We start from the raw sequence: 26,002 nt of genomic DNA, 5'->3' as shown, positions 1-26,002 counted from the left end.
GATTTTCACTATTTTCAATTTTCAATCATGGCGAAATTGTGCCATAAAACGCCGATCTATACAGTCTTTCCAGTGCCACAATAAGTGATGAGGTGGTAAGGTGAAATTTCCTCTTGTAGCTAAGGCACGCCCATCACCAGTACCAATTAAACTTAAATACTCTTTTTGTGGTTTGTAGGGTTTTAGCGATTTATTTAAAATCAATCTTCGCAAATTTTCATACAGTGGTTTACCTTGACGCACCGCAAATACACCTGCTTTTGGTAGGTGATAATTAATCATTGTGGCAATATCACCTGCTGCAAAAATCTGTGGATGACTAATAGATTGCAAATGATCATTTACTAAAATAAACCCTTTTTCATCCGTAGCAATTCCTGAATCTTTGACCCAATTTGCTGCTGAGGCTTGTGTTACCCAAAATACTTGATTACATTTTAATTTTAACCCAGATTCCGATGTAATTTCTAATTGATTATCTCTTGTAGGTGCAACTTCACAGACATTTTCACCTAAATGTAATTTTACACCTTTATTAATTACAACATCCCGCATAATTCCCCGTACAGATGGGTGATGATTTGGCATTAATTCCCCAGTACGCTGAAATAAATGTACTGTTAAATTTTCTATTCCTAATTTCTGTAAACCTGCCAACATTGATAACGCTAATTCTACACCTCCAGCACCACCACCAACCACACCAATACTTAACTGTTTTTGAGGATTTTCAGAAACCATATTTTGTAATTTATACCAATGTTCTAAAAATTGTTTAACTGGTTTAGCAGCAATTGTATATTCTGCCGCACCTGATACAGACAATTTAGCGGGAGTGCTGCCAATATCAAGAGATAGAATATCAAAATTTACCACAGTTCCGTTAGCACAAAAAACCTGATTACTTTCTAAATCCAAACCAACTACTTGATCAAGATATAACTGAGCATTAGCAAATTTGCTTAAATTTGGCAAGTCAATATGACAGTGAGAATAATTGTAAAATCCGGCAATATGTCCTGGTAACATCCCAGAGTAGGGTGTATATTGATCTGAAGTAATTAAAGTCAAATTTACTCCAGCCACAGGTTGATTACCAAAAAGTTTCAAAACAATGGCATGACTATGGCCACCACCTATCAAAACTAGGTTTTTTAGGTTTTTTAGGCTTGGTTGAGAATTTTGCTGCATCTGGAAACTGCAATAAACTGCAATAAATTTCATCAGGGATTCAATATCAATATAATCATGATTCCCATCGGTTGGTGAGGAATAATCCACTCATAGCCAATTTTTTTAAATATCCCAGTAACTCAAGATTATTTTTATGTATTTTGGTAAGAAAAATCATCCATTGGATGCTGGCAATTCAGAAGGAGGTAAAGAATAATCAAAGCGATAACTCTCATCAAGATTATTTAATGAAACTTCTACAACGACTGGAGAATAATACAATAGAAACCAGTTTATCTGCAATTAATGAATTGGAACGTTTGGCGCAAGATAATCCACAATTTCACTGGATAATTATGGATATGCTGACTAATTTTGTCAGAGAGAAAACAGCTAATCTACCCCCAGAAGAAGTAATTAGCGATTCCTTGGTAGACAAACGGATACTGATTCAATCAGCTATGATTGTAATTGGTAAAAGAGACGTAAAACAAGACCCAGAAAATGAGCAGATTGATTTAAGTTACACAGATTTAAGGGGACTAAACTTACAAGGTATAAACTTAGCACACACTAACCTTTATCAAGTTAATTTATCACAAGCAAATCTGGTTGGTGCTAACCTAGAGGGTGCTATTCTCAGTGCAGCAAATCTAGCTGGTGCAAATCTTACTAATGCTAACTTACATCGAGCTAATTTATATTTAGCGAGTTTAAAAGATGCAATTTTGGATGATGCTATCCTGGAGGGAGCAAATCTACGAGAAGCGAAGTTTACTATTTAATAGACCATATATACGCGAAAACTTCTGTTTTAAGGGGTAAAAAGGAAAGGGTAAGGAAAAAATCTTTACCTTTTTTTGTGTGAAATAAAATTTTACATATCTAAAAATTGCGGCTAAATGCTATACTGTTTTCTTCTATCATCTCCGTAATAACTCATTATTGTGAAGCATCTTTCTAGTATGTCTGCTAAAAAGACAGATGCAACATTGCATTGGTTGATCACTATCATCGTTATTGTGCTTCTGTCATTGATACTGATTGTCTTCGCATCTACTAATATTGACAAGTTATCACTTCAACAGCAAATATCTCAAAAAAATCAAGCATTAACTACTATTGCTATAGTTTTTCTGGGTGTAGCTGTCATAGTTAATGTTTATTATGCAGCCAAAAGAACTCAAGCAATAGAAAAAAATGCAATTACATCTGAGAAAAATCTAGCAATTAGTCTTGAAAATACCAAACTTCTTCAAGAAAGACTGATTGCAGAACGTTTTATTGGCAGTATTTCCCAGTTAGGACATGACAAGGTAGAAACGCGCACAGGAGCTATTTATGCTTTAGAAAGAATTGCCCAAGATTTTCCCCAAGAACATTGGACAATTATGCAAGTTCTCACTGCGTTTGTCCGCGAAAATGCACCCATACAACTAGAGAGGAAAGTACAAAAACCAGAAGATTTCATGACTATTGATTTCGGAAACAATCGTGATCGGATACGCCGACAACAGCAAGCAAATTATTCTCTACCATTAGAATCTTGGAAACTGCGTACTGATATTCAAGCAGCTTTGACTGTGATCGGGAGACGCAATTTTCAACATGATCGAGAAAATCAAAAATTAGATTTACGTAATACCGATATCAGACGAGTTGATTTAGCAGGAGCTAAACTCCAAGGGGTAGACTTACGGGGATCTGATGTGTGTGGTGCAGATTTGCGAAATGCGGATTTAAGTGAGGCGGTTTTGGATGGTGCTAAACTCATCGGTTCTATTCTTTATCAAGCTAACTTATTTAAGGCTAGTTTGCGGGGAGCTAATTTGAGTCGTTCTAATCTCAATCTTGCCAATTTATATGGAGTCAACTTGAGTTCCGCTAATTTGTTTGGTGCAAGTTTGCGTTCAGTTAATTTGCAATCTGCCAACTTGTATAAAGCTAATTTGCAACAAGCTAATCTCAAGGCTGCTAATTTATCAGGTGCTAAGTTATTTTTAGCTAATTTGCAAGGTGCGAAATTAGGGAAAACTAATTTACGTTTAGCAGGGTTAATTGCTGCAAATCTTAATGGTGCAAATCTTAATGGTGCAAATTTACAAGGTGCAAATTTGAATGCTGCAAAATTACAGCAAACAGATATTTATTTTGCTAACCTTAGTGCAGCTAGTTTAACAGAAGCCGATTTAAATCAGGCTAATTTGATGGGTGCTAATCTTTCTCAAGCAATACTTGATGAAGCTAATCTTTCTGAAGCTAATCTCATCGGTGCTAATTTATTAGGCGCTCAACTTGATGATGTTAAACTGACTGGGGCGATTTTAAATGGTGCTAAAAACCTGAAATCTGAACAGATCATTAACGCAGTGGGCGATCGCACTACTCGCCTTCCTGATTATATCGAAGCGCCAGCTAATTGGCGAGAATCTGTTTAATTCTCTAATTAATTATCTAAAACTGTCTTTTTTGCTACTTTCGGTGCATTCTACCTGTTGATGATTTTTATATTTATTGTTATTAATTCATCATATTTATCTAGTTTTAAGTTATTAAATTATGACTTATTTTTTGTGAGCAAAGCTTGATTTTAAAACCATGAATTCGTAATCAAATTAGCTTTTTATCTGAGAGGATTCATAGTATTTTTTAACCAAGGGGAATAACTGTAAGTTTTAACGTTGTTTCAAACTTTTATCTGACAAAGTTTGAAAAATAAAGTTGGAAAAATTCAGACTGCGAAAAAAAGATTATTATTTTAAGGATAAAAGTCTGATGACGTTGAATAATACTAACTCTTTTTCCTCCCGTCAGGAAATCAACATTACACCTGTTTACTCAGGTGATGCTTTTGCAACTCCCATTGACAATAGTTTAAGTTGGAGTAATCGTAGTAGCTTACCAAAAGATGCAAATATTCAGTCTCATGTGACTGCAAACAGCTATAACTCTCAAAATGGTTATGGTTTAGTCAATGCAGGAAAAGCAGTGAGTAAAGCAGTTGGTGTAACCCCCTATCCAGATGCTCCAAAATTGGGTAGAAATAATTGGGGTGCAGACATGGTAAATGCTCCCACAGCTTGGCAAAATGGACATACAGGAAAAGGTGTCATTGTTGCGGTTTTAGATACAGGAATTGACTATAATCACGAAGATTTGAAAAACAATATTTGGACAAATACCAAAGAAATTACTGGTAATGGAATAGACGATGATGGTAATGGTTATGTTGATGATGTTTTAGGTTGGAATTTTAATAGTAACAACAATAATGTTTTAGATAATAATGGACACGGAACTCATGTTTCGGGAACTATTGCCGCCGAAAATAACGGTATTGGTGTAACTGGAATTGCCTATAATTCTCAAATTATGGCAGTTAAAGTTTTAGATGAAAATGGCTCAGGTTCTTATGCAAATATCGCTAATGGTATCCGTTACGCTGTAGATAATGGTGCTAATGTTATTAACCTCAGTTTAGGAGGAAATTCTGGTAATAATACTCTCAAATCAGCTATTGAATATGCGAGCAGTAAAGGTGTAATTGTGGTGATGGCCGCAGGTAATAATGGCGATGCTACACCATCTTATCCTGCTCGTTATGCTGATAAGTCAGGTATTGCTGTGGGGGCGGTAGATCAAAATAATCAACTCACTGATTTTTCTAATCGTTCTGGTTCTCAAGAAATTAAATATGTGACTGCTCCAGGTAAGGAGGTTTATTCTACAATTCCTGATAATAAATATGCTAGTTATAGCGGTACTTCTATGGCCGCTCCCCACGTTGCTGGTGTAGTAGCTTTGATGCTGAGTGCTAACCCGAATTTAACAGAAAGTCAAGTGCGGGAAATTATCATCAGTACGGCGGAAAATAGTACAAATCCCCAACAACCACAACCTTCAAATCCTTCGCCTTCTCTACCTTCTTTCTTTCCGCCTTTAGATTCTTTTTTTCCTATTGATATGATTGATATTGGTTCTCAATTTCCTACTGATATTGGCAATATTGGTGGTAGTTTTCCCTTACCTTTTCAATCAGAATCAACTCAATTACCGTCGGTTGTTGTATCTATTAGTAATGAAGATTTAGGGTTACGGTTTGGTGATTATAATGCCAAAACTCCCAATTTAGAAACCCTTAATTACTACAGTGAGAGCAAAGATAGATGGGAATTACGGGACTATGATATGAATCTAGAAAATATGGATATTTGGAGTTTAGACTATATTTAGTTTTACCTATTGTACTTCTCACATTAGTCTAAACCTTAATAGACCTCTCCGAAAAAGATGTAGGGACAATTCATGAATTGTCCCTACGAATGGGTTTCAGGTTACGCATATTTAATTTTCGGAGATGTCTAATAATTACCCCACCCGCGCTATCGCACACCCTCCCCTTGGTAAGGGGAGAAGTGTGTACCTCATGTAACCCAAATCTATGGTTTTTAAAACCATGAATTTAAGTTTATCTATTTATGTCTAAAGTATGATATTGTCGAAGGTTGAGCAATTTTCGCTACTGCCATTTAATTTTTCTGAATTCCATAACACAAGCGACCAACTAACCATTGTGAAGTTTGATTTTTATCGTCAGTATTTTTTGCTCTTTCAGCTTTCATAGTTTCTGTTCTAATTTTCAAAGCCATAAAAAACTCTTCTAAATTATGCGTTTTTGAACCATCTTGTTCATTGCTTCTAGTTTGCCAATCCCATTCTTTCCACCAAGTAGGAATTTGTAGGTTTTCCGTCAAAATATCAAATTGTAGTTTATAAATACCAGGTTCAGGGAATTTATGAGGTTGGATGACAGCAGTAAAATTTAATTTATTTTCTTGAGGAATAATTTGCCAATCTTTAAATTCAATGGGACTATTTACTGCTGAAATAGCATCAACTGCTGTAAAATTTTTAGCGAACTTATCAAACTTTTCGGCTTTAACTTGTGCTTTCAAGGAATTAGGATCAACAAATAAACTATATTCCGACGGTGCTATGTCCACACTATAATTAATTGTTAAACTATCTTGTTGACGAGAATCTATTTGTAATAGTTCATAGTTACCTTGATTAACTTTACTAGCTGCAACTCCATCCTTAACTAAAGATAGAGTTCTTGTTATACCTTTAGGTGTTGTTGGTAGTGTTTCTAATTTAGATACTTGCTCAATGATATGATCAGGATGGAAAATCATTAACTTACTAATATCGCTATTAGCTAATGATTGATTAGAGTTATATTTTTGTAATTCACCAAAATAATATTTCACATCCTGGTAGGGTCCAATGAACAAAACATAAAATGGTCTGAGCTTTTCTGGTTGTTTACCAGAATTATAATCAAAAGTTTGAAGTTGATTATTTTTCTCTATATAAACCTTACCATTAAATTCACTTTTAACAGCCCAAATACCGACAGCATAATCTTTTTTATCAGAATTAAAATAAATATCTTGGATTTTTTTATTTAATTTAGTTACATCACCGCTATTTTGTTCTAAATCGGTAATTATTACCGTCATTTTTGGCTGGTTTTTGACTGAGGGAATAATAGCAGCATCTATGGGACTAGAGACTGCTTTAAATTTAGCGTTACTGCCATCATAAAAAACAGAAGTTGCCCCAAAACTATAATATTCACTACTTGTAATCTTCTGCATGGGATTAGCAATACGATAATATTCAACTGGTAATTTCCCTGTTAATTCAAATACTGTTCTGAGAGATTTTAAAGCTTTAGTGTAGTTAGTTTCCCCATCTTTGACATAGCCTAACATCGAACCACTGCCATCTAGATAAATAGCCACATTCAGATTATCTGACTTACTAGCTGTTTGATTATTGACAGAATTAACACTGGGAATATCACATCTTAACTCTTCTTTTTTGTTGCAAGCAACTAAAAAAACTGCAATTAATACTAAAAAAGCCCATTTTATACGCATCATGTCATTTTTCTCCATTATTCAATATCAATATTTTGTTGGTTTGTTGCCAAAAATTAATACTTATTAAGTAATTTTACGGCTTCTTGTGTTGACATTCTCAGAATAATATGATTGTATAACAAATACTACTAATGTTAAATCTAAACAAAAAAACAAACTTCTAGATCAGTAGGAATTATAAGGAGGCCTAATGAATCCGTGGGAGATTATCAGAATCATTATATTTACTGTGATCGGTGCTGTACTGATGTTTTTGGGGCAGCGTCTCATATATGAAAATCAAATTATACCCATTCAAAAAGTCCCCTTGGATACATGGCTTGCTGCTGACTATACCACAGCTGCACTGATTATGTTCGGTGTTTGTCTGTTTTCCACAATTTTTTGGTGTGTGTTGGGAGCAATGAGTAAGTCTGGCGGTAGTAGCCGGGGTAAATGGTTGTTAATTTGGTTTTTGTTAGGACTGCTACCTTTACTCACCATTGCTTTTACAGTCTTTTACATCAATCGCAGCGATGAAGCGCAATTTTCATTAATGTGTTTTTTCTTGTTTGATGCTATCTGGTTGTATTGGTTAAATACCGCTACCAGTTCTCCTGAAACCGTCAAATACATTCCCCCTGGAGCTTTTTTTATCCGTCATAAACTAATGGGAGATTAACAAATGTCAATTTATGTAATTGGAATTGGTGGAACTGGTGCTAAGTGCATTGAAGCAATAATTCAATTAGCATCTATAGGACTTTTTAACGAAGAACCCCTAAATTTATTATTTGTTGATGCTGATGAAAATAACGGTAATTTAGAACGAGCGCGAAAAAGTCTGAAAATTTATCAAGACTGCCATAAATTAACTTTGGCTGATAAATTTCCTTGGATGAAAACGGAAATCAGAGACTTTGGTTTATGGTCGCCTTTTGCAAATACCAGCGTTAATAAAAATCTGAGTTCATTTTTTGAATATAACCTGCTCAAAGATGATGAACCAGCATTAGGAAATTTATTTGATGTTCTCTATACTTCGGAAGAAAAAGAAGCTAATTTAGATGTCGGTTTTCGGGGTCGTCCTGCCATTGGTGCGGCGGTAATGAGTCAAGTCAAACTTGATGCTTTAGATTATGATTCATGGGGTCAACTCCTGAACCAACTGCAAACAGATACAGGGGCGGGAAAACGACCAAAGGTATTTTTATGTGGGTCAATTTTTGGCGGTACTGGTGCTTCAGGCTTGCCGACAATTGGGCGATTAATTCATAATAAGTTAGAAAACCTGAGAATCAGAAGTAAAGTAGATATTGGTTGTTTATTTGTTTTACCTTATTTTGGATTTAATCCGAGTTCGGCAGACAATTCAGAAACAGTTTATGCTCGGTCTGATCAGTTTTTATTAAATACAGAAGCCGCCCTGCGTTATTATGGTGGTCAGGCACAAGAAACTTTTGATACTGTCTATTTATTGGGTAATCAGAACTTATCTCCAGTTAAAGTTTTCAGTGTGGGCAAAAACACCCAACGTAATGATCCGCATTTTCTGGAAATGTATGCAGCATTAGCCGCCAGACAATTTTTATTAAACACAACTCCCCAGCAAAAAAGTGTAGTGTTAATGAACCGGGAGAATTTAAAAAATATCACTTGGCGAGATATTCCTGAACAAAAATTAGTCACTGCTGAATTAGTAAATGCCACTCGGTTTGTCTTTGCGTGGTTAGCTGATATTGCCCCACTGTTAGCAGAATGTAAGAGCATTGGAATTAAACAATTTCAAAAAAGTCCTCAAGGATTTTGGTTTACTAGATTCTTTCCAGATAAAGCTGTTTTTGGCAATAATCAACAAAAATCAGTTGATTTTAATGATCCTGAACAACAAAATGCATTAGAAATAATTAGTATTTGGTGTCAAGATTATTTACGCTGGTTATCACAAATTCATCAATGTGCTGACGAAAATATTCAATTATTCAATGCCAAACATTTCGCTAATAGTCCCATGAAACCTGATTATTTATCAGATTTAATCATTGGGGACAGTCGAGATAAAAACCAAAAATCTAGGGATACAGTACAAGACTTGAAAAGACGATTAAATCCTGAAGCTATAAGCAACTTACCCAAAATAGGAATATTTGGACTGGCTAAGGCTTTATATATTGTCTGTCGTTTGTAGGCAGAAATTTCTGTAGAAAAAACTTTTTGTAGAAATAAATTTGTTGATGAGGAAAATTAGATCATGACTAGTGCATATACTAATAATCAATCTGCTTTGTTGTTGCCAAAACTGAAAAATGATTGTGATGTCACATCGGGTAATCCTGGAATTTGGGATACTCAAGCACCAAAAGCTTTTAATGATGTCGCTTCTAGTTTAGATTACAAAGCACCGGGAGCAGTAACCAGCGTGAGTTCTGTTCCCACAGTTTGGGCGCGAGCTTTATCAATGGAAATGGCATTACATAATGATGCTTACCCAATTCGAGAACAAATGATTACTCAATGGCAAGGAATGTTAGCGGTTTTAGCATTAGCAGAAGTCCGCAATTTTCCCATTAAATCCCAACTTTTAGAACTGGAAACAAAGAAAAGTAATCATGTTTTTGCTCGTTCTTTATATGAGCTTTTACCTGATCCTGTTAATACTCTTTATACATTTAATAATAACAAACATCCTTGGGAAGATTTATATCTTTTTACCTGTAATGATCAACCTGTGGGGATGACTTCACCTAGTACCTTAGTTGTACCTTCAGAACAGGGAAAATGGGATAGTATACCTTGGTGGGATGCAAATACATTACAGTTAAAATCACCTCATAATTATCTTAACCAAACAGAAAAAGAACAGTTAGCGTTTTGGTTAGATAACCTCCGCAAAGAAATCAGAAGATATAACGGTGATAGTAAAGCCATTGATAGAATTTTTGGTTTAGTTAATGGGTTTATTAATAGTTTGGGTGTGACAACTACACCGAACTTTCAATTTAGTAATAACCCCACATATTTTGAAGTTGAAATTAACCGAGGGGCGTTAACCGCGCTGAATTTACCTGTTAAGGTAGAGGTGAAAGAATCTAATGTTAGGGTGATTCCCAGTTTGATGAAACCGAATGTTCCGCAATTGTTAATTATTGATCCTGATATTGCTACTGCTTGGAATGAACCACCACAAAATATATCTATTCACGAAGGTAAAACCTTAGCTGCTTTTCGTCCTGAAGATATTGGAATATGGAATAAAAGTAGAAAAGTAGTTTGTTTAGAATCGAAAGATTTATTTTTACCAGAGTTAAAATTTATTGATCAAGAGGGAATTTTACCAGGTGCTTTACTACCTGAAGGTACACAATCTTTAGTTTTTAAGAATCGGAATATTACACCTTTAATTCCTGTGAATCCGATTTTATTAAATTATTTCACCCCGGAGGATTTAACTAAGAAAATTAAATTACAATTGATTAATAATGGTGCAGGTGGTTCACAAGTACGGGTAAGTTTAACGTTACCTCTTTCTGGTGTGAAAGGTGGAAAAGTTCAGCAAATTTTTCTTTTAACTAAGGACTATCCTTTGTTAGAGGAGAATATTATTTATGAAGTTCCGGTGTTAGAGGTGTGGCCTGATTTTCGGGCTAAGGGTTGGCAGGAATATTATGGATTTTACTATGATGCTGAGTATGGGGAGGAGACTTTTCAGGTTAGTTTTCCCGGTGCGAAAGAAGTTCATTCTTTCAAAGAACGTAAAGGATCTTATCAAACAGTACAATTAGATGAATTTCCATCCTTTATTGAATGTAAAGACATTTATACCAATACAATTGGTTTAATTCTGTTAGCAAGTCCAGAAGAAGTTCCACTAACTGGTGAATGGGTAGTTGGTGTTGATTTTGGTACTTCCTTTACTAACATCTATGTTAATAAAAACGATAAAGTAACAGAAAGATTGAACTTAGAAATACTGCATCGTAAAATTACTTATGTGTTAGTAGAAACCAGATTTCCAGTTTTGTTTGAATACTTCATTCCTGAGAGTTTTATTCCTGTAGAGAAACCCTTTCCGATGTCTACAGTCTTAACAACAAAAGGAGAAAGAAACACAAAAACAGACCAATTAAGTCCAATTTTTGATGGTCGTTTATATATTCCCGCACGAAATCGCTTTTCACCCCAAGAAACCTGGATCAAAACTAATCTCAAATGGGAAACTGAGAATTTAGGCAATAACCAACTATTCCTTAAACATTTAGCATTACATATTAGTGCTATAGCCGCTAAAAATGGTGTACAAAAAATTCAATGGTCTTTATCTTTTCCATCAGCTTTTTCACCTAAACAAGAACAGAACTATGCCAAAACCTGGCAGAAAATAACTAAAGAAATAGAAGCCAAAACAGGTATTAAACACAACAGCCCTGGTAAGGATGATGCAACTTATTTCCGTACTGAAAGTTTAGCTGTAGCCCAATATTTTGCTGAGTATGAAGATTGTAATTTAGTTAACTCTACCTGTATTGATATGGGTGGTGGTACATCAGATATTTCTATTTGGCAAGATGATAAGCTAGTTCATCAATGTTCTGTGGAATTAGCAGGACGTGATTTATTTTCTCAGTTCATCGAAATAAATCCTAATTTTCTCAAAAAATTAGATATTAACCCCGATGAATGGACGAGATTGAAAGGAGTTGCTTTCAATGCCAAACTGGATGTTTGGATGCGTCTAGAAGCTGATAAATGGTTAGATAAAAAACGGGATACTTTGGAAGAAAATAAAGAATTTCAAGGTTTATTACGGTTAATGGCAATAGGTATATCTGGCTTGTACTTTTATGTTGGTCAGATTCTATCTGTTTTATATCAAGAGGGTAAATACACTGTTGATGAAATCACTCCAGTCTATATTGGTGGTAATGGTTCACGTTTATTACATTGGTTAGCTGAACGTGGAGAATTTGACAAAAATTCAGAAATAAATGCTTTACTTAGTCGCATGATGAGTGTAGCTTCTGGTTTTACAGATACAGAAGAACCCACACGCCTAAGTCAAAACCCCAAAGATGAAGCTGCTTGTGGTTTAGTGTTAAAAGATAAAAAGCTCAAAGGTTTAAATAAAAAGGAAAAAGATCATGTAATTGCTGGTGAAGGTTGTGAAATAGATAATGAAACCTATAGTTGGCAAGATCGTTTAGAATTTAAGGCTAAAACCATTTCTAAATATCAAATTCCTGAACTAAATCAGTTAAGATTGTTTCTGGATGCTTTTCATGCTAGTCTAGATGATTTAGGAATTGATGGAATTAAACCACTAGAAGGTTATGAATTTGAAAAAGAATATCCAGATGATCCCGATCCGGAATACAATCAAAAGTTGTGGAAAGCTACAGTTAAGGAGTTGAGAAATTCTTTAAATTCCATTAAAGGTGATGTTGAAAGTATAGGTGAAGAACCTCCTTTTATCCTGGGCTTAAAGGCTTTACTGAAAGTTTTAGCTAGGGAATGGTCTGGTAAATAAAGCGGTTTAAATATGGGCGATATTTTCGCCCTGATTGTTTTCTTTCAATTATCAAGTATACAGAGGTGAAAAATGGAAGCTAATTCTAATATATGTCCTGTTTGTAAAACTGAATACGGTGATCATAATAGAGAAGAAGCTATAAGTTATTTCCTTATATTCATAGTTTCTGAATTGAAAAAAGAAAATTTAAATCTGAAAAAAGAGAATCAATCTCTACAAGAAAGATTAGAAAAATATGAAAATACTAATATTTCAGAAAATACATATAATAATCTAGCCGATAATAAAATACAAGAACTACTAAATCATTTTCAACACCCCTTAGTTGTTGAAGCCATTATTAAGATAATTAATGATTATTCTCAGGCACAAAATAATAAATTTCAGATGGAAAATCAAGAGAATTTAATAAATAAAGAAGAGGAATATATTAATCATGACAATGGTGAAAATTTAGATGAAACAAAAACTGATGATGAAGAAACTAAGAGCATCGCAGATAATTATACAGATTATTCTACAATTCTGACATTGCACGAACAGCAATTAGTAAATTCTTATAAGAATCCGGATTTCGATTTCCAGGATTTCCCGGAATGGATAATTAAAGTATCTGAGCCGGAAGAAAGTCAAACTAAGCGTTGGGGAGGCAGTAAAGAAGCAACAATTTTTCAACGTAATCGTCAAGGTAATTATTGGATAATCAATATAGATGATTGTTCATATATAGTTCCTCAAAGAAAATTTAAGATTAATGAATATAGCCAAGAGACATTACTCTCAACTTTTGACTGTCGCGGTTATCAATCAGGTAAATCTGAAAATTTTGTATTGGTAAAACCAGGTAAAGTAACTGTTAAAAATCAATATGAATGGCAATTAATTGACCCAGGTATCTTACAATTTTAATAAACAATATGTGAATATTATGCTAAAAACAAATCATATCAAATATATCTCAGTTTCTTTACTCATCTCTCTGATGGTGGGGTGTCAACGTCCTCCATTAAAATCAGAAAATAATAATGTTAAAGTTCAAGCTAACCCATCTCCTGTAATTTTACAGAACGTGGATGACTTTAATTCGATTTTATCCGCACATACCGAATTAAATAAATCAATAATTCAGTTAAATGCTAATCTCCAGAAAGTTATAGATGGTAACTTAGAAAGAAAAGAATTAGATTTTACCGATTCAAATAAAAAAATAGTTCAATTGAAAAATGCTCTCACAAAAATTAATAATCCAGACAAAATAAAAAACCTCGCAGATATAAACAAGACAATTAGTGATATAGAGAACGCCATCAAACCATTAGAAAAGGGTTTTAGTGATGCTGATGTTACTCAAGTCCAACAAATTATTAAACTCCAAGAAACTCAAAATATTGCACCTAATGGTAATTTTAGGAAAAAAACACAGATACAGTTACAAAATTTTTTGAATAAAAAAAATGAAATATTAAACAAACAATTTGATGTAATTAAACAACTAACAAAAAATCAACAATTATCGGATAATAATGGGATTGTAAGTAACTATCAACAGATCGTGTCAGAAAATCACAATCCTGCTAATCAAGATAAAATTCTGATACCTAAATCTGAACTTGACAGGATTTATAAACTTCTAAATTTGACTGTCAGTGTAAATATTATGAGTTTTATTATCTTTGGGGGATTAATTGCTTGGTTATTTTATAAGTTGAACATATTGGAAACAAAACAAAATCATTCATCAAATAATATAACTCAACCAAAAAGAATTGTAAATTACATTGAAGGAGAATTTACACAGATTAAACGGCATTTTGATAATTTAGATGAAAGGTTAAAAACCATAGAAAGAGGTTATCAAAATCCCCAAAGTCCCAGTTTATCAAATTACACATTTACGAATAATCAACCAATTAATACACCAGTTAATAGAGTAGTACATCCACTTAAATCCCAAACGGAAAATATTTATCAATCTCAGACATCTCTATCTAATCACGAAACCAAAATACTTACAGTATATAATAGTAAACCTCGTTCTTTATCTGCAAATGCAATCACTGTTGCAGAAAGTGATCACACAGTAGAACAGCGTCGTATTGGAAAAAAAGTTGCACCTATTCTAGAAAAAAATCAGTTAGGTAATTACTGGATAGTTCGAGAAGGAAATTATGAATATCTTGTACCCAAAGGCAATATTAAAATTAATGAGTATAATTATGAAACAATATCAAGCTGTTTTGAATGTATAGGATATCATCCCAGTTCTTCCAGTAGCTTTACATTGTTAAAACCAGCAACAGTATCATCTATTGGACAACATTGGCAATTAGTAGAACCTGGAAAATTACAATTTTAATAACTAAAAGAATCAATTAAATTATATGCCAGCTAATAATCTTGAAAAAGTAGATTTTTCAGAACAGGAATGTTTAGAGTGTTGTTTCAAATTAAAGGAAGTAAGGTTACAATTAGGTTTTAATTACTCAAACCTGCTAAAGTGGTAATGATAGGTAATTTACAAACCTGGCAATTGACGGAGAAAGGAATTATTGAATTTGAGTAGATGTAGATGAATATGAATAATAATTTACATGATTTAAAAATGAAAACTGACAGCTTATTAACTAAGCTCAAAGAACTTCAACTGACAACCAAGGATTTATTTTTAAACAAGCTCGTATTTATCGAACAAGAGAGTATTTTACCAGGTGCTTTACTTCCTCAAGGTACGCAATATTTAGTATTTGCAAATCATCAGATTACTCCTCTTTTACCGCTTAATCCAATTCTACTAGATTATTTTACTCCAGAAGAATTAACTAAACAGCTTAAATTTGAATTGATTGATGAAGATGATTTATCACAGGTAAGACTAATTTTAGATTTACCAAATAGTGAAACTCCTTTGTTTAAAGATTATACAATTCAAGCAGAAAATCTTATTCCTGAAGTTCCAGTTTTAGAAGTATGGCCTAATTTTCAAGCAGAGGGATGGAAAGAATATTACGGTTTTTGTTATGATGCTGAATATGGAGAAGAAACTTTTCAGGTTTGTTTTCCTAATGTAGAGGAAATTAAGCAATTTCAAGAAGGTCGAGGTAGTTATAAAATAGTTAGATGTACTCAATTTCCTAAATTTATTGAATGTAAAAATATTCAAGAACATACAATTGGTATTATTTTACTACCAACACAAAAGAAAATAGAGCTTGCATATTCCTGGAAAATAGGTATAGATTTTAGAAGTGATTATACTAGCGTTTATGTTAATAAAGATGATAAAATTGTTGAATCTTTCAAATCAGATAATCTACATCATAAAGTTACAGATGTTTCTATAGATACTAGGTTTCCAGTTTTATTTGAATACTTCATTCCTGAAAGTTTTATTCCAGTAGATAAACCATTTCCCATGTCTACCGTACTAACTACTAGGGGAAGTGCAGACATAAATCAAGAACGTCCAATTTTTGATGGTAGAGTTTATATTCCTGTTCGGAATAGATATTCACAACAAGAAAGCTGGGTTAAAAAAGATTTACAATGCTCAACTAAAAATCTTAGATATATTCGGTTATTTCTTAAACACCTCATATTACACCTGACTGCAAATGCTGTTAACAACAAAGTTAAAACAATTGAATGGTGTATTTCCTATCCTCCTCAATTTTCCCGTAAAGGTAAATATAAATATGCTCAAATGTGGCAAGATATAACCAATAATTTACAATCTAAAACAGGTGTTAAACATCTTTGCCCCAATATTAATGATATTCAATATTTTCGATCACAAAGTTTAGCATTTGCTCAATATTTTACTGAATATGAAGATTATGATTTAGTAAATACCACTTGTATTGATATTGGTAATGTAAATTCTAATATATCTATCTGGCAAGATAATCAACTTATTTATCAATGTTCTCTAAATTTTGGTAAAATAGACTTATTCTCTCAGATAATAAAAACTAACCCTCAGATTTTGAAAATATTTAATATTGAACCTGACAACTGGATAAAATTTCCAGAATATGCTTTTTATGACCAGTTAGATATTTGGTTAAGATTAGAGTCTGCAAACTGGTTAGAACGAAAAAGAGAGTTATTTATAAATCATCCTGAATTTCAAAAACTGATAACATTAATGTCTATTGGTTTATCTGGGTTGTATTTTTATATTGGTCAAATTCTTGCTGTTTTACACCACGAGGGTAAATACACTCTTAAAGAAATTACTCCTGTTTATATTGGTGGAATTGGTTCACGTCTTTTAAATTGGTTGTCAGAAGGTGGAGAATTTGATAGAAATTCAGAAATTAATTCTTTACTCAGTCGCATGATGAGTATAAGTTCTGGTTTTCCTGACACAGAAGAAATTACACGCATGAGTCAAAACCCTCAAGATGAAGTTGCTTGTGGTTTAGTTTTGCAAGATCAAAAATTACAAGAATTAGATATAAATTTAAACACTATTGATAAATATGAGATTACTAATTTAACTCAGTTACAGCTATTTTTTGATACTTTCCATGATAGTTTAGATGATTTAAGAATTGAAGATATTAAAGCAATAGAAGGTTATAACTTTAATAAACCAGAGTATGAATATAATCAAAAATTATGGAGAGCTACAGAAAGAGAACTAAGAAACCTTTTAAATTCTCAAAAAGGTGATATTGAAAATATCCAACCAGAACCACATTTTATTGTAGAATTAAAAGCATTAGTTAGAGTATTATATAAGGAGATAGATAATCTATGACATCCAATTTTCAAGATGATTTAATTCGTAGAATTAAACAACTAGAGCAAATTATTGAACAAAACCTGACACCGCGAATCACTAATATAGAAAATTACCTATCTACACTTACTGAAAAAGTCCAAACTGGTTCAGTTATCGTCACAAGTGCTTTTACAACGGAAAAAATCACACCCCTAAATATATCTGAATTAGAATTAATAGAAGTTTATAATAACGTTCCCAAAGTTTTATTAAAAAACTCAATTATTGCCGAATTAACAGCTAAAAGTTATCGAGAAGATAACCAAAATCAACCTGTTTTATTAGAAAAAGATGAAAATGGTAAATATTGGATAATAGTATCTAATCAAAATAATATCTTTCTCTTACCTAGCATTAACATTAAATTGCATATTCATAAACTAAAAACTGTAGAAAAATTATTTGATTTTCGTGGTATTACTCCCACAGTAGATACTCATTTTCTATTAATTAAACCTGCTAGAGTATCCAGTTTACCTAGTGGTAAGGAATGGAAGTTATTAGAAAAGGGAATTTTAGAATTTACTAATGATATTTCTGGTGTTTCATTTAGATCATATTTAGATATAGATGAGCAACAAAATCAAGTTAAAAATAATTTAGAAAAAAATAATTTAGAACTTGAAAAAATCAACAATGAACTAGATGAATTAAAATTACACTTGCAGCAGTTACAAGAGGTAAATAAAAATTTACCATCACAATTAAACGCAGAAATAAACATACCAGAAATTAAAGATAATCAGGCAAATACTAACCTAGAAATCCTGAAAATCAATAAACAATTAAATGAATTGAAATTGGAATTAAAAAGCGAATTTGATAAAATTTCAAAATCACAAATTCAAAATATATCAAAAGATGCTATTTATGAACAATTGGATAATTTTAAATCAATGTTAGAAAAAATGCAGGAAGAACGCAACAACTTAGAAACTCAAATAGGAAAAATTGCAGTTCTTAGAGATTATGTTTATCTACAAATAGATTTAATTAAGGTGCGGTTAGAATATTTGGAAAATAAACAGGATAATTGAGGATGTTGAATTTGATGAGTATTCATTAACTATAAAAAGGGCGGGCAAGACTTGTACTGAGCGGTTAGTGAGCTTGTACTGAGCGACCTGTACTGAGCGCAGTCGAAGTAAGTCGAAGTGCGGAGTCGAACTATGTCGAAGTATGCCCACCCCACAAGATTTTGCAAATATTTAATAATAATTACCTCACAGAAAAAGCCTCACTAAATCTGCGGGTAATTGGCTCAACAATAAAGGTTAAAATCGACTTCTTCCGCGTCACAATCTCCGCATTTGCCACCATCCCCGGCGTGAATTCCACCTCTTTACCCCGCACAGTCACGGAATGCTTACTTAACTTAATTCTCGTCGGAAAAACCAAACCTAATTTTTCATCAACCACCGCATTCGGACTAATTTGTAAAACTTCCCCATCAACTACACCAAATTCTTGAAAGGGAAAAGTGGCTAATTTCACCTTTGCTTTCATTCCCTGACGAATAAAACCAATATCCCGGTTTAAAACTTTTACCTCTAACAGCATTTCTTCCCCTTCGGGTAAAATTGACAGCAATTCTTCCCCAGACTGTACAGGTCCTTTGGTAGCTTTGACTTTATAAATTGTTCCCGCTACTGGTGCTTTAATTGTTTCTCCATCTTTTTCTTGTTTCGCTTGTTCTAATTGTCCTGCAACATTGGCTAATTCTTCTTTACGTCTATTTATTTGCGTTAAAATTTCACTTTTTCTTTCTGATGCTAATCTTAAACCTTGATTTTTGGCTGCTTGATAAGCTTGTTCAGCTTGGTTAATTTCTTGTTTTTGAGCAGCAATATCTTTTCCTAAAGATGCTACTTTATCCTGTGTTTCTGTAACTCTATTTTTGGCATTAGTTACTTCATTCGTGGCTCTAATAATATCAGTATTTGCTCGATTTAATCTTTCCTGGGCTTCTAAATAATCAACTCTGGGAACAGCACCAGGATTTAATAAGGTTCTCAAATTTTCTTCTCGTTGTTGGGCAATTTTTAAACTTTCTTCTAGTTTAGCACGGATATTTTCTGCATTCACTAAATTAGTTTGAGCATTAATCACACTGGTTTTAGCATTAGCTAAATTTTCTTCTAACCGAGTTAATCTAATTTTCGCTTGTTTGATAATTGAAAGTTGGCGTTCTGCTTCTGCTTCTGCTGCTGCTTGTCTAGCTTTATAATCTAATAACCGGGAATTTAATAACTCATCTTGTAATTTTGTTCCCGCAGTATTTCCCCCAGTTCTTTCAGCTTGTAATCTTTGTAAATCTTCTTCAATTAATTTACTTGATTTCGCTAATCTGTTAACATCGGTTTGTTGTAAATTAGGGTCACGTTCAATTAATATTTGATCTTTAGTTACGCGATCGCCCTCATTAACTTTCACCGCTACAATAGATCCATTACCTAAAGATGTCACCGGTCTCACTTGAGTAGAAGCAATTAATTCTCCCGGTGCTGTCGCTACTTCATCAATTTCTGAAAAATGCGCCCAGGAAATAGTACCAAAGACAATAACACTAATAGTTCCCGCTAATAATCTTGTATAAAGTGGTGGTAATTCCTGTACAGCTTTACCCAATTCATAGGATAATTGTTCCTCTGGTTTAGCAAAATTTTCTTTTGTTTGACGTGCTTGAACAGGATTTGCAGATAGGGAATATTTCATATATTTGGTAATTGGTAATTGGTAATTGGTAATGGTTAATTGGTAATTGGTAATTGGTAATTGGTAATTGGTAATACAATTTTGGATTTTGGATTTTGGATTGTTTTTGTCAATTCCAATCTAAAATCTAAAATCTAAAATTTTCTTCCCCAGTCACCAATCACCAAAATTAAATTGCTAAATAACGCCCCAAAAAGTTTTCTAAAGTTTCCAATTGCAAGTTATAAATCCTTTCTAAATTGGCAATTTCTTCCGATGTACAGTAAAATTCATTAGCTAATAAAGTGCGAAAAGTTCCTAAACCTGTTTGTGTTGAAGCGTCAAATAAACCTAATACTCCCCGTAAACCATCAACCGCAAATAAAGGAACATTAATGATGATTGGTTGTTTGTTAAAGATGCGACTAAAAATTTTGGGAATGTCCTCACGCAATAAAATTTTAGGTCCTCCTAATAGTAAAATTTGATTACGAGCCTCAGCAACGGTTAAAGAATCTACGACTATTTTGGCTAAGTCATCGGTACTAATAATAGATGTGCGATTTTTGGGATCACCGATGAGCAAATATAAATCAGTTTCTCTAAACCGTTCCGCCAAAGGTAGCAGGTTTGATGCTAAACCAGATGGGCGTAAAATAGTGTAATTTAAGCCACTACTTTGCAGATATTTTTCTACTGTGCGTTTAGTTTTGAAAATGGGAGCGTCTTCATATCCTCTTTCAGCACCTAAAACGGATATCAAGACAAAATGCTCAACAGTTAGTAATTTTATGGACAAATATCCTCAAGCTACTTTGACCAGTATTACCCGGAATGGGTAGATATATTTCACACCTTGACAGGCTTTTTTGATATCCTGTTCTCTCCGCAAATCACCAATAAATATATCAGAAACCCGGTGTTATAACTCGCTCTAATGAGACGTAAGACAAACAAAAGACCTTACCGACTTCTGTTGTTGACGTAATAACCGCACCATGCGGCGGCCAATATCTCCCGTTGCTCCAGTTACTAGAATCATAACTTTTGGATTTGAGTATGGGGCTTTATGTAGTTAAGTTTAATCACTATTTTCAAATCAGCAAATTCCTAAAATCCGAAATTTTACAATTTTTGTTTAAAATAATAATGTTGGGATTAGTTGGGATTTAGTAAAACTGATGCAAATACCAGAAACAAACCCAAAGCTGAAAATACCTGTATCCAGTCTCTATGTTAGTGACTTTTATGCTTGGACACAGGAACAAGCTGATTTACTCCGCAACCATCAATGGCATAAAATTGATTGGCAAAATTTAATTGAGGAAGTTGAATCCTTGGGGAAACAGCAACGTCAAGAACTGCGAAATCGTTTAAGTATTTTAATAGGACATTTATTAAAATGGCAGTTTCAACCACAACGCCGCAGTCGTAGTTGGTTAGCAACCCTTCGCATTCAACGCTTAGATACTATTGAATTACTTGAGGAAAATCCGAGTTTAAAATCCTATCTTGAGGAGGCACTTGGTAAAGCTTATTTGAAAGGTGTGGAATTAGCTGTTAAAGAAACTGATTTACCTCGTAGCAATTTTTCTGCTACTTGTCCTTATAGTTTGACGGAAATTTTAGATGATGGTTTTTATCCTGGTGAAGCTAGTGAGTTAGTCAATGAGTGAGAATCGTTAAACATTTTTAATAGTCTTATTAGTGATATTTTGTGTAGTCTTCATTTTACGGAAATAAGCCTAACCGAATCCATAATTGCCTTGCTATCACTTGTGATTGACTATTTAGTTCTAAAGTTTTTACAGTTGCTCGTCCGATAGGCGTTATACCTATAATCAAACCAGTTTGAGAATTAACTTGAAAATGATCTTCCCATCTGTCTTCTCTGGGATTAAAAAGACGAACTTCCATATTAGATTCAGGATCTATTTCACTAGTACGTGTTCCTTTACGCAGATTACAAGAACGACAAGCAAGGGCGAGATTAAATTCAACATTAGCACCACCACGAGAAATAGGAACTATATGTTCAACCTCAAAGGGAAAATTAAATACTAATTCGGGTGCATGACAATATTCACAACGATGAATGGCGCGATTTGCCACCAGATTATAAAATGGGTTCATTGACTTGATCGTTGTGCTAAATATGCTGTTCTGGCTGTAGCAGCATTGAGTTCAAGATTAACAAGATTATCTAACTCCATTTGTATTTCTGGGGAAAGTATCTGTCCTTGATCTCTTGCTGTTCTCCACATATTCATTAGCTCTGATAAACGTTGTTGTTGCTCGCTAGTGAAGAATTGGTCAGGATGAAAGTTATCAATAACTAATATGGCACGAAATTCAACTTTACCTAACTGCGTAGTCAAAGCATCTAAAGCTTGACCTGCGGTTTTGCCAACACATTGTTTATCACCAGCGATGGCACGATAACACACTTCACCACTGGCATTTGATATGGGCAAAATAGCAACTGTAGTCATAATGCTGATTTGGGTATCTGTTGTTTATTAATTATAAGCTCTACTGAAAACAGGCGATCGCTTTCTATTTTTTAGCTTGATAAAGTGCGATTGCGCGGAGCGCACTGCCGTAGGCAATCGCTTTACTTGCTATCCTCTAAAATTCCACCACCACCGGCGTATGATCACTAGGTTTTTCTAACTTCCTGGGTGCAATATCAATAATACAACTTTGAGCGCGTTCATAAAGCACAGGTGTTAAATAATGATGGTCTATTCTCCAACCTAAATTTCTTTTAAAAGCCGCCGTCCGATAATCCCACCAACTATAATTTCCCCCCTCTTGATTAAACTTTCTCAAAGCATCCGCAAAACCCAAATCAAGTACATCTTTTAAAGCTTGGCGTTCTGGGATAGATGCCATAATGTGATTTTCTATTTTTACTTTGTCATTAATATCTATATCTTCCAAGGCAATATTAAAATCACCACACATAGAAATAGCCGGATTTGATAATAGTAATTGCTGCAAATATTTCCGTAATACTGTTAACCAACGCAGTTTATATTCATATTTTTCACTTCCCACCGATGAACCATTAGGAACATAAAGATTGACAATTCTCACTCCATCAATTACACCACTAATTACCCGCTTTTGTTCATCCCAAACTGGATCTAAATCTGTTAACACTGAACAGAAACCCATACTCACATCTTCCAAAGGTTGACGGCTAATCAGTGCCACTCCGTTATAAGCTTTCTGTCCGTAAATATAAAGATGATAACCTAAGTTTTCAAAAGAATTTAAGGGAAAATCCTGATCTACAACCTTCGTTTCCTGCAAACACAAAACATCAACAGGATTTTCACTTAACCAGTTGATCACCTGTTCTAAACGAGTCCGAATTGAATTGACATTCCAAGTAGCGATTTTCATGAGTTACTTATCAGTAGGATAGTAAATAAAGAAATATAGAATATGTAAATTTTTTGTAATCATTTTTGATTGTGAATTTTTTTGTTCAACCTCCCATTCACTTAAAAATAAGCTATAAGTAATTGATCCCTGCTGTAAATGCGTATTCGCAAATACAAAATAGGCAAAATTGTAAGTTAGGCTACAGAAAATTATAAATGATTATGATCCCCCAGATAGATGAAAATATAAAGTACTTGCTTGTAAACTAATAAAGACGTTAATTGTTAGCACTTGCTACGACTGTGATATTACATTTGTGAGTGAGTTGATAATACAGTTAACCGAGAATACGCTTTTCTAATAGTCAGTCAGAAAAGTTAACTTAAATGGAAGAAAAGTAAGCATAAATGCTTTTACCTCATAAAATAATTTCAGGATTGGTAGCAGGTGATGTCAAATCAATAAATCAATATAAATCAATATATATGATGTTGACACTCTTTGTAGACCAAACCAAGAATCGCAAGATATAGCATATTAGCTCAATTTTCACCAGAAAATATCCCAAAATATGCAAATTCTGTCACCAAGCGGAGAGGTTGGAACTTTCACAGATACATCCATTTAGGTGTAATCAAATTAGGTGTAATCAAAATTTTTTTGCTCGATTACAACAACAAACTTTTTTAGGAGGACATTGGTATGAGTAATAGAGCCAACACTTGCCCATGCTGCGGTGGATCAATCCTACGTCATGTCCGTCATGGTGAACTATATTGGTTTTGCCTTTCGTGCCGACAAGAAGTACCACTGTTAACTATCAGTCGCTTATCAAATCATTTGGAAACCCGTAACACAGGAGTAGTTACTCCGTCTGCTGTTAACTCAGTAGAGTAATCTAATGCGGCTGGTTCTGAATATCTACAGAGTGGAAATAGACAAGTGAATACCATATTTCTTGAGAGCAAGCGTCAAGCTAGAGATGGCGCTTGCGCTTTGGTTTGACTTTGTTGCCAGAACAGCGGATAACTTCCAGTTAATGTCGATATGATATAAAAGTAGATAAAACTTAAAGAATATTCATCAAATGCTGATTCACTCATCTGACTTGCCCAAAGTCAAAGACTCAGTAGGCAAAAAAATTCTCTTAGGTAATGAACCTAAACCAGAACTAATTGCGATTCTAGCAGTCTACTTTGTTCAAGGCATATTAGGGTTATCGCGTCTAGCCGTTAGCTTTTTCCTCAAAGATGAATTGCAACTGAGTCCAGTTGAGGTATCAGCACTGTTGGGAATAGTTGCTCTACCTTGGATGATTAAGCCATTATTTGGCTTTATTTCCGATGGTTTGCCCATATTTGGCTACCGTCGCCGTCCCTATCTAGTGTTATCTGGGATACTGGGGGCTGGTGCTTGGGTAAGTTTGGGAACAATAGTTAATAGTAGCTGGGCGGCAACAATTGCGATCGCCCTATCTTCCCTTTCCGTTGCCTTCAGTGATGTCATTGTAGACTCCCTAGTTGTCGAACGTGCCAGAGTAGAAACCCAAGCCAAAGCTGGTTCTCTGCAATCTTTGTGCTGGGGTGCTACTGCTCTTGGAGGCTTAATTACTGCTTACTTTAGCGGCTTACTCCTAGAATATTTCAGCACACGCACAGTATTTTTAGTCACGGCATTTTTTCCGCTAATTATTTCCGTGGTAGCTTGGTTAATTGCAGAAACACCAATTAATCAAGACACTACACAACCTCAAGCAAATAATCTTCTCTCCACCTCCAATCAAATTAAACAACTGGGTAAAGCGATTACACAAAAAGCAATTTGGATACCCACAGCATTTATCTTTCTGTGGCAATCTACCCCCAGTGGAGAAGCAGCTTTTTTCTACTTTTTCACCAACGAATTACACTTTCAACCTGAATTTTTAGGCAGAGTCCATTTAGTTACCAGTTTAGCCTCATTAATTGGAATTTGGATTTTCCAACGGTTCTTAAAATCCGTACCATTTCGAGTAATTTGTGGCTGGAGCATCGTCATTTCTGCTGCATTAAGAATGACAATGTTAATATTAGTAACCCACACTAATCGAGCATTAGGAATAGATGATCAATGGTTCAGTTTAGGTGATAGCTTAATACTCGCAGTCATGGGACAAATTGCCTTCATGCCCGTGATGGTATTAGCCGCAAGAATATGTCCCTTGGGAATAGAAGCCACATTATTTGCCCTCTTAATGTCAATCTTCAATTTAGGAGGAGCTATTTCCAGAGAGTTTGGGGCTTTAATCATGCACTGGTTAGGAATTACCGAAAATAACTTTGATACCCTCTGGTTACTAGTAATTATCACCAATGTAATTGCCCTTGTACCATTGCTATTTATCAAATTTTTACCAGGTGAAGAAACAGAAACTATCACATCTACTCAAAATGCAGTAATTCAGTGAATTAATCAAAACCATTTAATTTTCATTTTTGTTTTTTGAAAAGTACATTCATGATG

The 26,002-nt window shown here is 34.1% G+C and carries 19 protein-coding genes and 1 pseudogene; 13 read left to right on the top strand and 7 right to left on the bottom strand.

From position 1 onward, the window contains the following. Positions 1-21: 21 nt before the first annotated feature. On the bottom strand, positions 22-1,191 hold the full coding sequence (locus FFR48_RS01635; RefSeq protein ID WP_137666142.1) for an FAD-dependent oxidoreductase: 1,170 nt from the start codon (positions 1,189-1,191) through the stop codon (positions 22-24). A 230-nt stretch (positions 1,192-1,421) separates the two neighbouring features. Here FFR48_RS01635 and FFR48_RS01630 point away from each other — a divergent pair, with 230 nt between their 5' ends. From FFR48_RS01630 to FFR48_RS01620, 3 genes are all read left to right on the top strand, one after another. Continuing rightward, positions 1,422-1,958: a pentapeptide repeat-containing protein gene (locus tag FFR48_RS01630; RefSeq protein ID WP_187038762.1), complete on the top strand. Its 537-nt coding sequence runs from the start codon at positions 1,422-1,424 to the stop codon at positions 1,956-1,958. A gap of 180 nt (positions 1,959-2,138) precedes the next feature. After that, positions 2,139-3,611: a pentapeptide repeat-containing protein gene (locus FFR48_RS01625; RefSeq protein WP_137666141.1), complete on the top strand. Its 1,473-nt coding sequence runs from the start codon at positions 2,139-2,141 to the stop codon at positions 3,609-3,611. Positions 3,612-3,948: 337 nt separating this feature from the next. Continuing rightward, a complete protein-coding gene (locus FFR48_RS01620) occupies positions 3,949-5,406 on the top strand; it encodes a S8 family peptidase (RefSeq protein ID WP_137666140.1) in 1,458 nt (485 codons plus the stop codon). A 296-nt stretch (positions 5,407-5,702) separates the two neighbouring features. Here the strand turns inward: FFR48_RS01620 and FFR48_RS01615 are convergent, their stop codons facing one another. Next, positions 5,703-7,121, bottom strand: a complete 1,419-nt coding sequence (locus tag FFR48_RS01615) for a hypothetical protein (RefSeq protein WP_137666139.1) — start codon at positions 7,119-7,121, stop codon at positions 5,703-5,705. A gap of 190 nt (positions 7,122-7,311) precedes the next feature. Here FFR48_RS01615 and FFR48_RS01610 point away from each other — a divergent pair, with 190 nt between their 5' ends. The 7 genes from FFR48_RS01610 to FFR48_RS01580 all read left to right on the top strand — a co-directional run bounded on the left by FFR48_RS01610 (position 7,312) and on the right by FFR48_RS01580 (position 18,450). Then, positions 7,312-7,782, top strand: a complete 471-nt coding sequence (locus FFR48_RS01610) for a hypothetical protein (RefSeq protein WP_096572362.1) — start codon at positions 7,312-7,314, stop codon at positions 7,780-7,782. Between the two features lie 3 nt (positions 7,783-7,785). Then, positions 7,786-9,288 (top strand): FtsZ/tubulin family protein, encoded by a 1,503-nt coding sequence (locus FFR48_RS01605; RefSeq protein ID WP_096572363.1) that lies wholly within the window; start codon positions 7,786-7,788, stop codon positions 9,286-9,288. Between the two features lie 63 nt (positions 9,289-9,351). After that, positions 9,352-12,624, top strand: a complete 3,273-nt coding sequence (locus FFR48_RS01600; protein ID WP_137666138.1) for a cell division protein FtsA — start codon at positions 9,352-9,354, stop codon at positions 12,622-12,624. Positions 12,625-12,696: 72 nt separating this feature from the next. Further along, the gene (locus FFR48_RS01595) at positions 12,697-13,536 is read left to right on the top strand and encodes a hypothetical protein (RefSeq protein WP_096572365.1); all 840 of its coding nucleotides are present in this window, start codon (positions 12,697-12,699) and stop codon (positions 13,534-13,536) included. Between the two features lie 19 nt (positions 13,537-13,555). Beyond that, on the top strand, positions 13,556-14,983 hold the full coding sequence (locus tag FFR48_RS01590) for a DUF1241 domain-containing protein (protein WP_137666137.1): 1,428 nt from the start codon (positions 13,556-13,558) through the stop codon (positions 14,981-14,983). Between the two features lie 219 nt (positions 14,984-15,202). After that, a complete protein-coding gene (locus tag FFR48_RS01585; protein WP_137666136.1) occupies positions 15,203-17,389 on the top strand; it encodes a hypothetical protein in 2,187 nt (728 codons plus the stop codon). After that, positions 17,386-18,450, top strand: coding sequence for a hypothetical protein (locus tag FFR48_RS01580; protein WP_236103971.1), 1,065 nt, complete (start codon positions 17,386-17,388; stop codon positions 18,448-18,450). Before FFR48_RS01585 ends, FFR48_RS01580 begins: the two co-directional genes overlap by 4 nt. A 181-nt stretch (positions 18,451-18,631) precedes the next feature. Here FFR48_RS01580 and FFR48_RS01575 read toward each other — a convergent pair whose 3' ends face one another. Further along, positions 18,632-20,128, bottom strand: a complete 1,497-nt coding sequence (locus FFR48_RS01575; protein ID WP_096572894.1) for a beta-barrel domain-containing protein — start codon at positions 20,126-20,128, stop codon at positions 18,632-18,634. Between the two features lie 169 nt (positions 20,129-20,297). Then, positions 20,298-21,149: pseudogene (locus FFR48_RS01570) on the bottom strand (SDR family oxidoreductase). A 139-nt stretch (positions 21,150-21,288) separates the two neighbouring features. Between FFR48_RS01570 and FFR48_RS01565 the strand changes: the two are divergent. Further along, positions 21,289-21,783: a DUF29 domain-containing protein gene (locus FFR48_RS01565; protein WP_137666135.1), complete on the top strand. Its 495-nt coding sequence runs from the start codon at positions 21,289-21,291 to the stop codon at positions 21,781-21,783. A 55-nt stretch (positions 21,784-21,838) separates the two neighbouring features. On the opposite strand, the gene FFR48_RS01560 is transcribed toward FFR48_RS01565, so the two are convergent. The 3 genes from FFR48_RS01560 to xth all read right to left on the bottom strand — a co-directional run bounded on the left by FFR48_RS01560 (position 21,839) and on the right by xth (position 23,518). After that, entirely contained in the window at positions 21,839-22,240 is a 402-nt protein-coding gene (locus tag FFR48_RS01560; protein WP_137666134.1) for an HNH endonuclease, read from the bottom strand. Beyond that, on the bottom strand, positions 22,237-22,599 hold the full coding sequence (locus FFR48_RS01555) for a hypothetical protein (protein ID WP_137666133.1): 363 nt from the start codon (positions 22,597-22,599) through the stop codon (positions 22,237-22,239). Before FFR48_RS01555 ends, FFR48_RS01560 begins: the two co-directional genes overlap by 4 nt. Before the next feature lie 136 nt (positions 22,600-22,735). Next, positions 22,736-23,518: an exodeoxyribonuclease III gene (gene xth, locus FFR48_RS01550; RefSeq protein WP_096572370.1), complete on the bottom strand. Its 783-nt coding sequence runs from the start codon at positions 23,516-23,518 to the stop codon at positions 22,736-22,738. Between the two features lie 684 nt (positions 23,519-24,202). Here xth and FFR48_RS01545 point away from each other — a divergent pair. Together FFR48_RS01545 and FFR48_RS01540 are read left to right on the top strand one after the other, a co-directional pair. After that, entirely contained in the window at positions 24,203-24,397 is a 195-nt protein-coding gene (locus FFR48_RS01545) for a hypothetical protein (RefSeq protein ID WP_096572371.1), read from the top strand. 190 nt (positions 24,398-24,587) lie between these two features. Beyond that, complete coding sequence (locus FFR48_RS01540) at positions 24,588-25,946, top strand: folate/biopterin family MFS transporter (RefSeq protein WP_137666132.1); 1,359 nt, start codon at positions 24,588-24,590, stop codon at positions 25,944-25,946. Positions 25,947-26,002 lie beyond the last annotated feature (56 nt).

It is taken from the genome of Sphaerospermopsis reniformis, from assembly GCF_005402885.1.
GTDB classification, from domain to species: Bacteria; Cyanobacteriota; Cyanobacteriia; order Cyanobacteriales; family Nostocaceae; genus Sphaerospermopsis; species Sphaerospermopsis kisseleviana.
Note: the sequence above shows the minus strand (reverse complement) of the source record. Positions and strands in the feature narration are given on the sequence as shown.

Excerpts from the sequence above, each read along its gene's own strand:
- FFR48_RS01635 (WP_137666142.1), bottom strand. The coding sequence starts at position 1,191 with ATGCAGCAAAATTCTCAACCAAGCCTAAAAAACCTAAAAAACCTAGTT.
- FFR48_RS01630 (WP_187038762.1), top strand. The coding sequence starts at position 1,422 with ATGAAACTTCTACAACGACTGGAGAATAATACAATAGAAACCAGTTTA.
- FFR48_RS01625 (WP_137666141.1), top strand. The coding sequence starts at position 2,139 with ATGTCTGCTAAAAAGACAGATGCAACATTGCATTGGTTGATCACTATC.
- FFR48_RS01620 (WP_137666140.1), top strand. The coding sequence starts at position 3,949 with ATGACGTTGAATAATACTAACTCTTTTTCCTCCCGTCAGGAAATCAAC.
- FFR48_RS01615 (WP_137666139.1), bottom strand. The coding sequence starts at position 7,121 with ATGATGCGTATAAAATGGGCTTTTTTAGTATTAATTGCAGTTTTTTTA.
- FFR48_RS01610 (WP_096572362.1), top strand. The coding sequence starts at position 7,312 with ATGAATCCGTGGGAGATTATCAGAATCATTATATTTACTGTGATCGGT.
- FFR48_RS01605 (WP_096572363.1), top strand. The coding sequence starts at position 7,786 with ATGTCAATTTATGTAATTGGAATTGGTGGAACTGGTGCTAAGTGCATT.
- FFR48_RS01600 (WP_137666138.1), top strand. The coding sequence starts at position 9,352 with ATGACTAGTGCATATACTAATAATCAATCTGCTTTGTTGTTGCCAAAA.
- FFR48_RS01595 (WP_096572365.1), top strand. The coding sequence starts at position 12,697 with ATGGAAGCTAATTCTAATATATGTCCTGTTTGTAAAACTGAATACGGT.
- FFR48_RS01590 (WP_137666137.1), top strand. The coding sequence starts at position 13,556 with ATGCTAAAAACAAATCATATCAAATATATCTCAGTTTCTTTACTCATC.
- FFR48_RS01585 (WP_137666136.1), top strand. The coding sequence starts at position 15,203 with ATGAATAATAATTTACATGATTTAAAAATGAAAACTGACAGCTTATTA.
- FFR48_RS01580 (WP_236103971.1), top strand. The coding sequence starts at position 17,386 with ATGACATCCAATTTTCAAGATGATTTAATTCGTAGAATTAAACAACTA.
- FFR48_RS01575 (WP_096572894.1), bottom strand. The coding sequence starts at position 20,128 with ATGAAATATTCCCTATCTGCAAATCCTGTTCAAGCACGTCAAACAAAA.
- FFR48_RS01565 (WP_137666135.1), top strand. The coding sequence starts at position 21,289 with ATGCAAATACCAGAAACAAACCCAAAGCTGAAAATACCTGTATCCAGT.
- FFR48_RS01560 (WP_137666134.1), bottom strand. The coding sequence starts at position 22,240 with ATGAACCCATTTTATAATCTGGTGGCAAATCGCGCCATTCATCGTTGT.
- FFR48_RS01555 (WP_137666133.1), bottom strand. The coding sequence starts at position 22,599 with ATGACTACAGTTGCTATTTTGCCCATATCAAATGCCAGTGGTGAAGTG.
- xth (WP_096572370.1), bottom strand. The coding sequence starts at position 23,518 with ATGAAAATCGCTACTTGGAATGTCAATTCAATTCGGACTCGTTTAGAA.
- FFR48_RS01545 (WP_096572371.1), top strand. The coding sequence starts at position 24,203 with ATGAGTAATAGAGCCAACACTTGCCCATGCTGCGGTGGATCAATCCTA.
- FFR48_RS01540 (WP_137666132.1), top strand. The coding sequence starts at position 24,588 with ATGCTGATTCACTCATCTGACTTGCCCAAAGTCAAAGACTCAGTAGGC.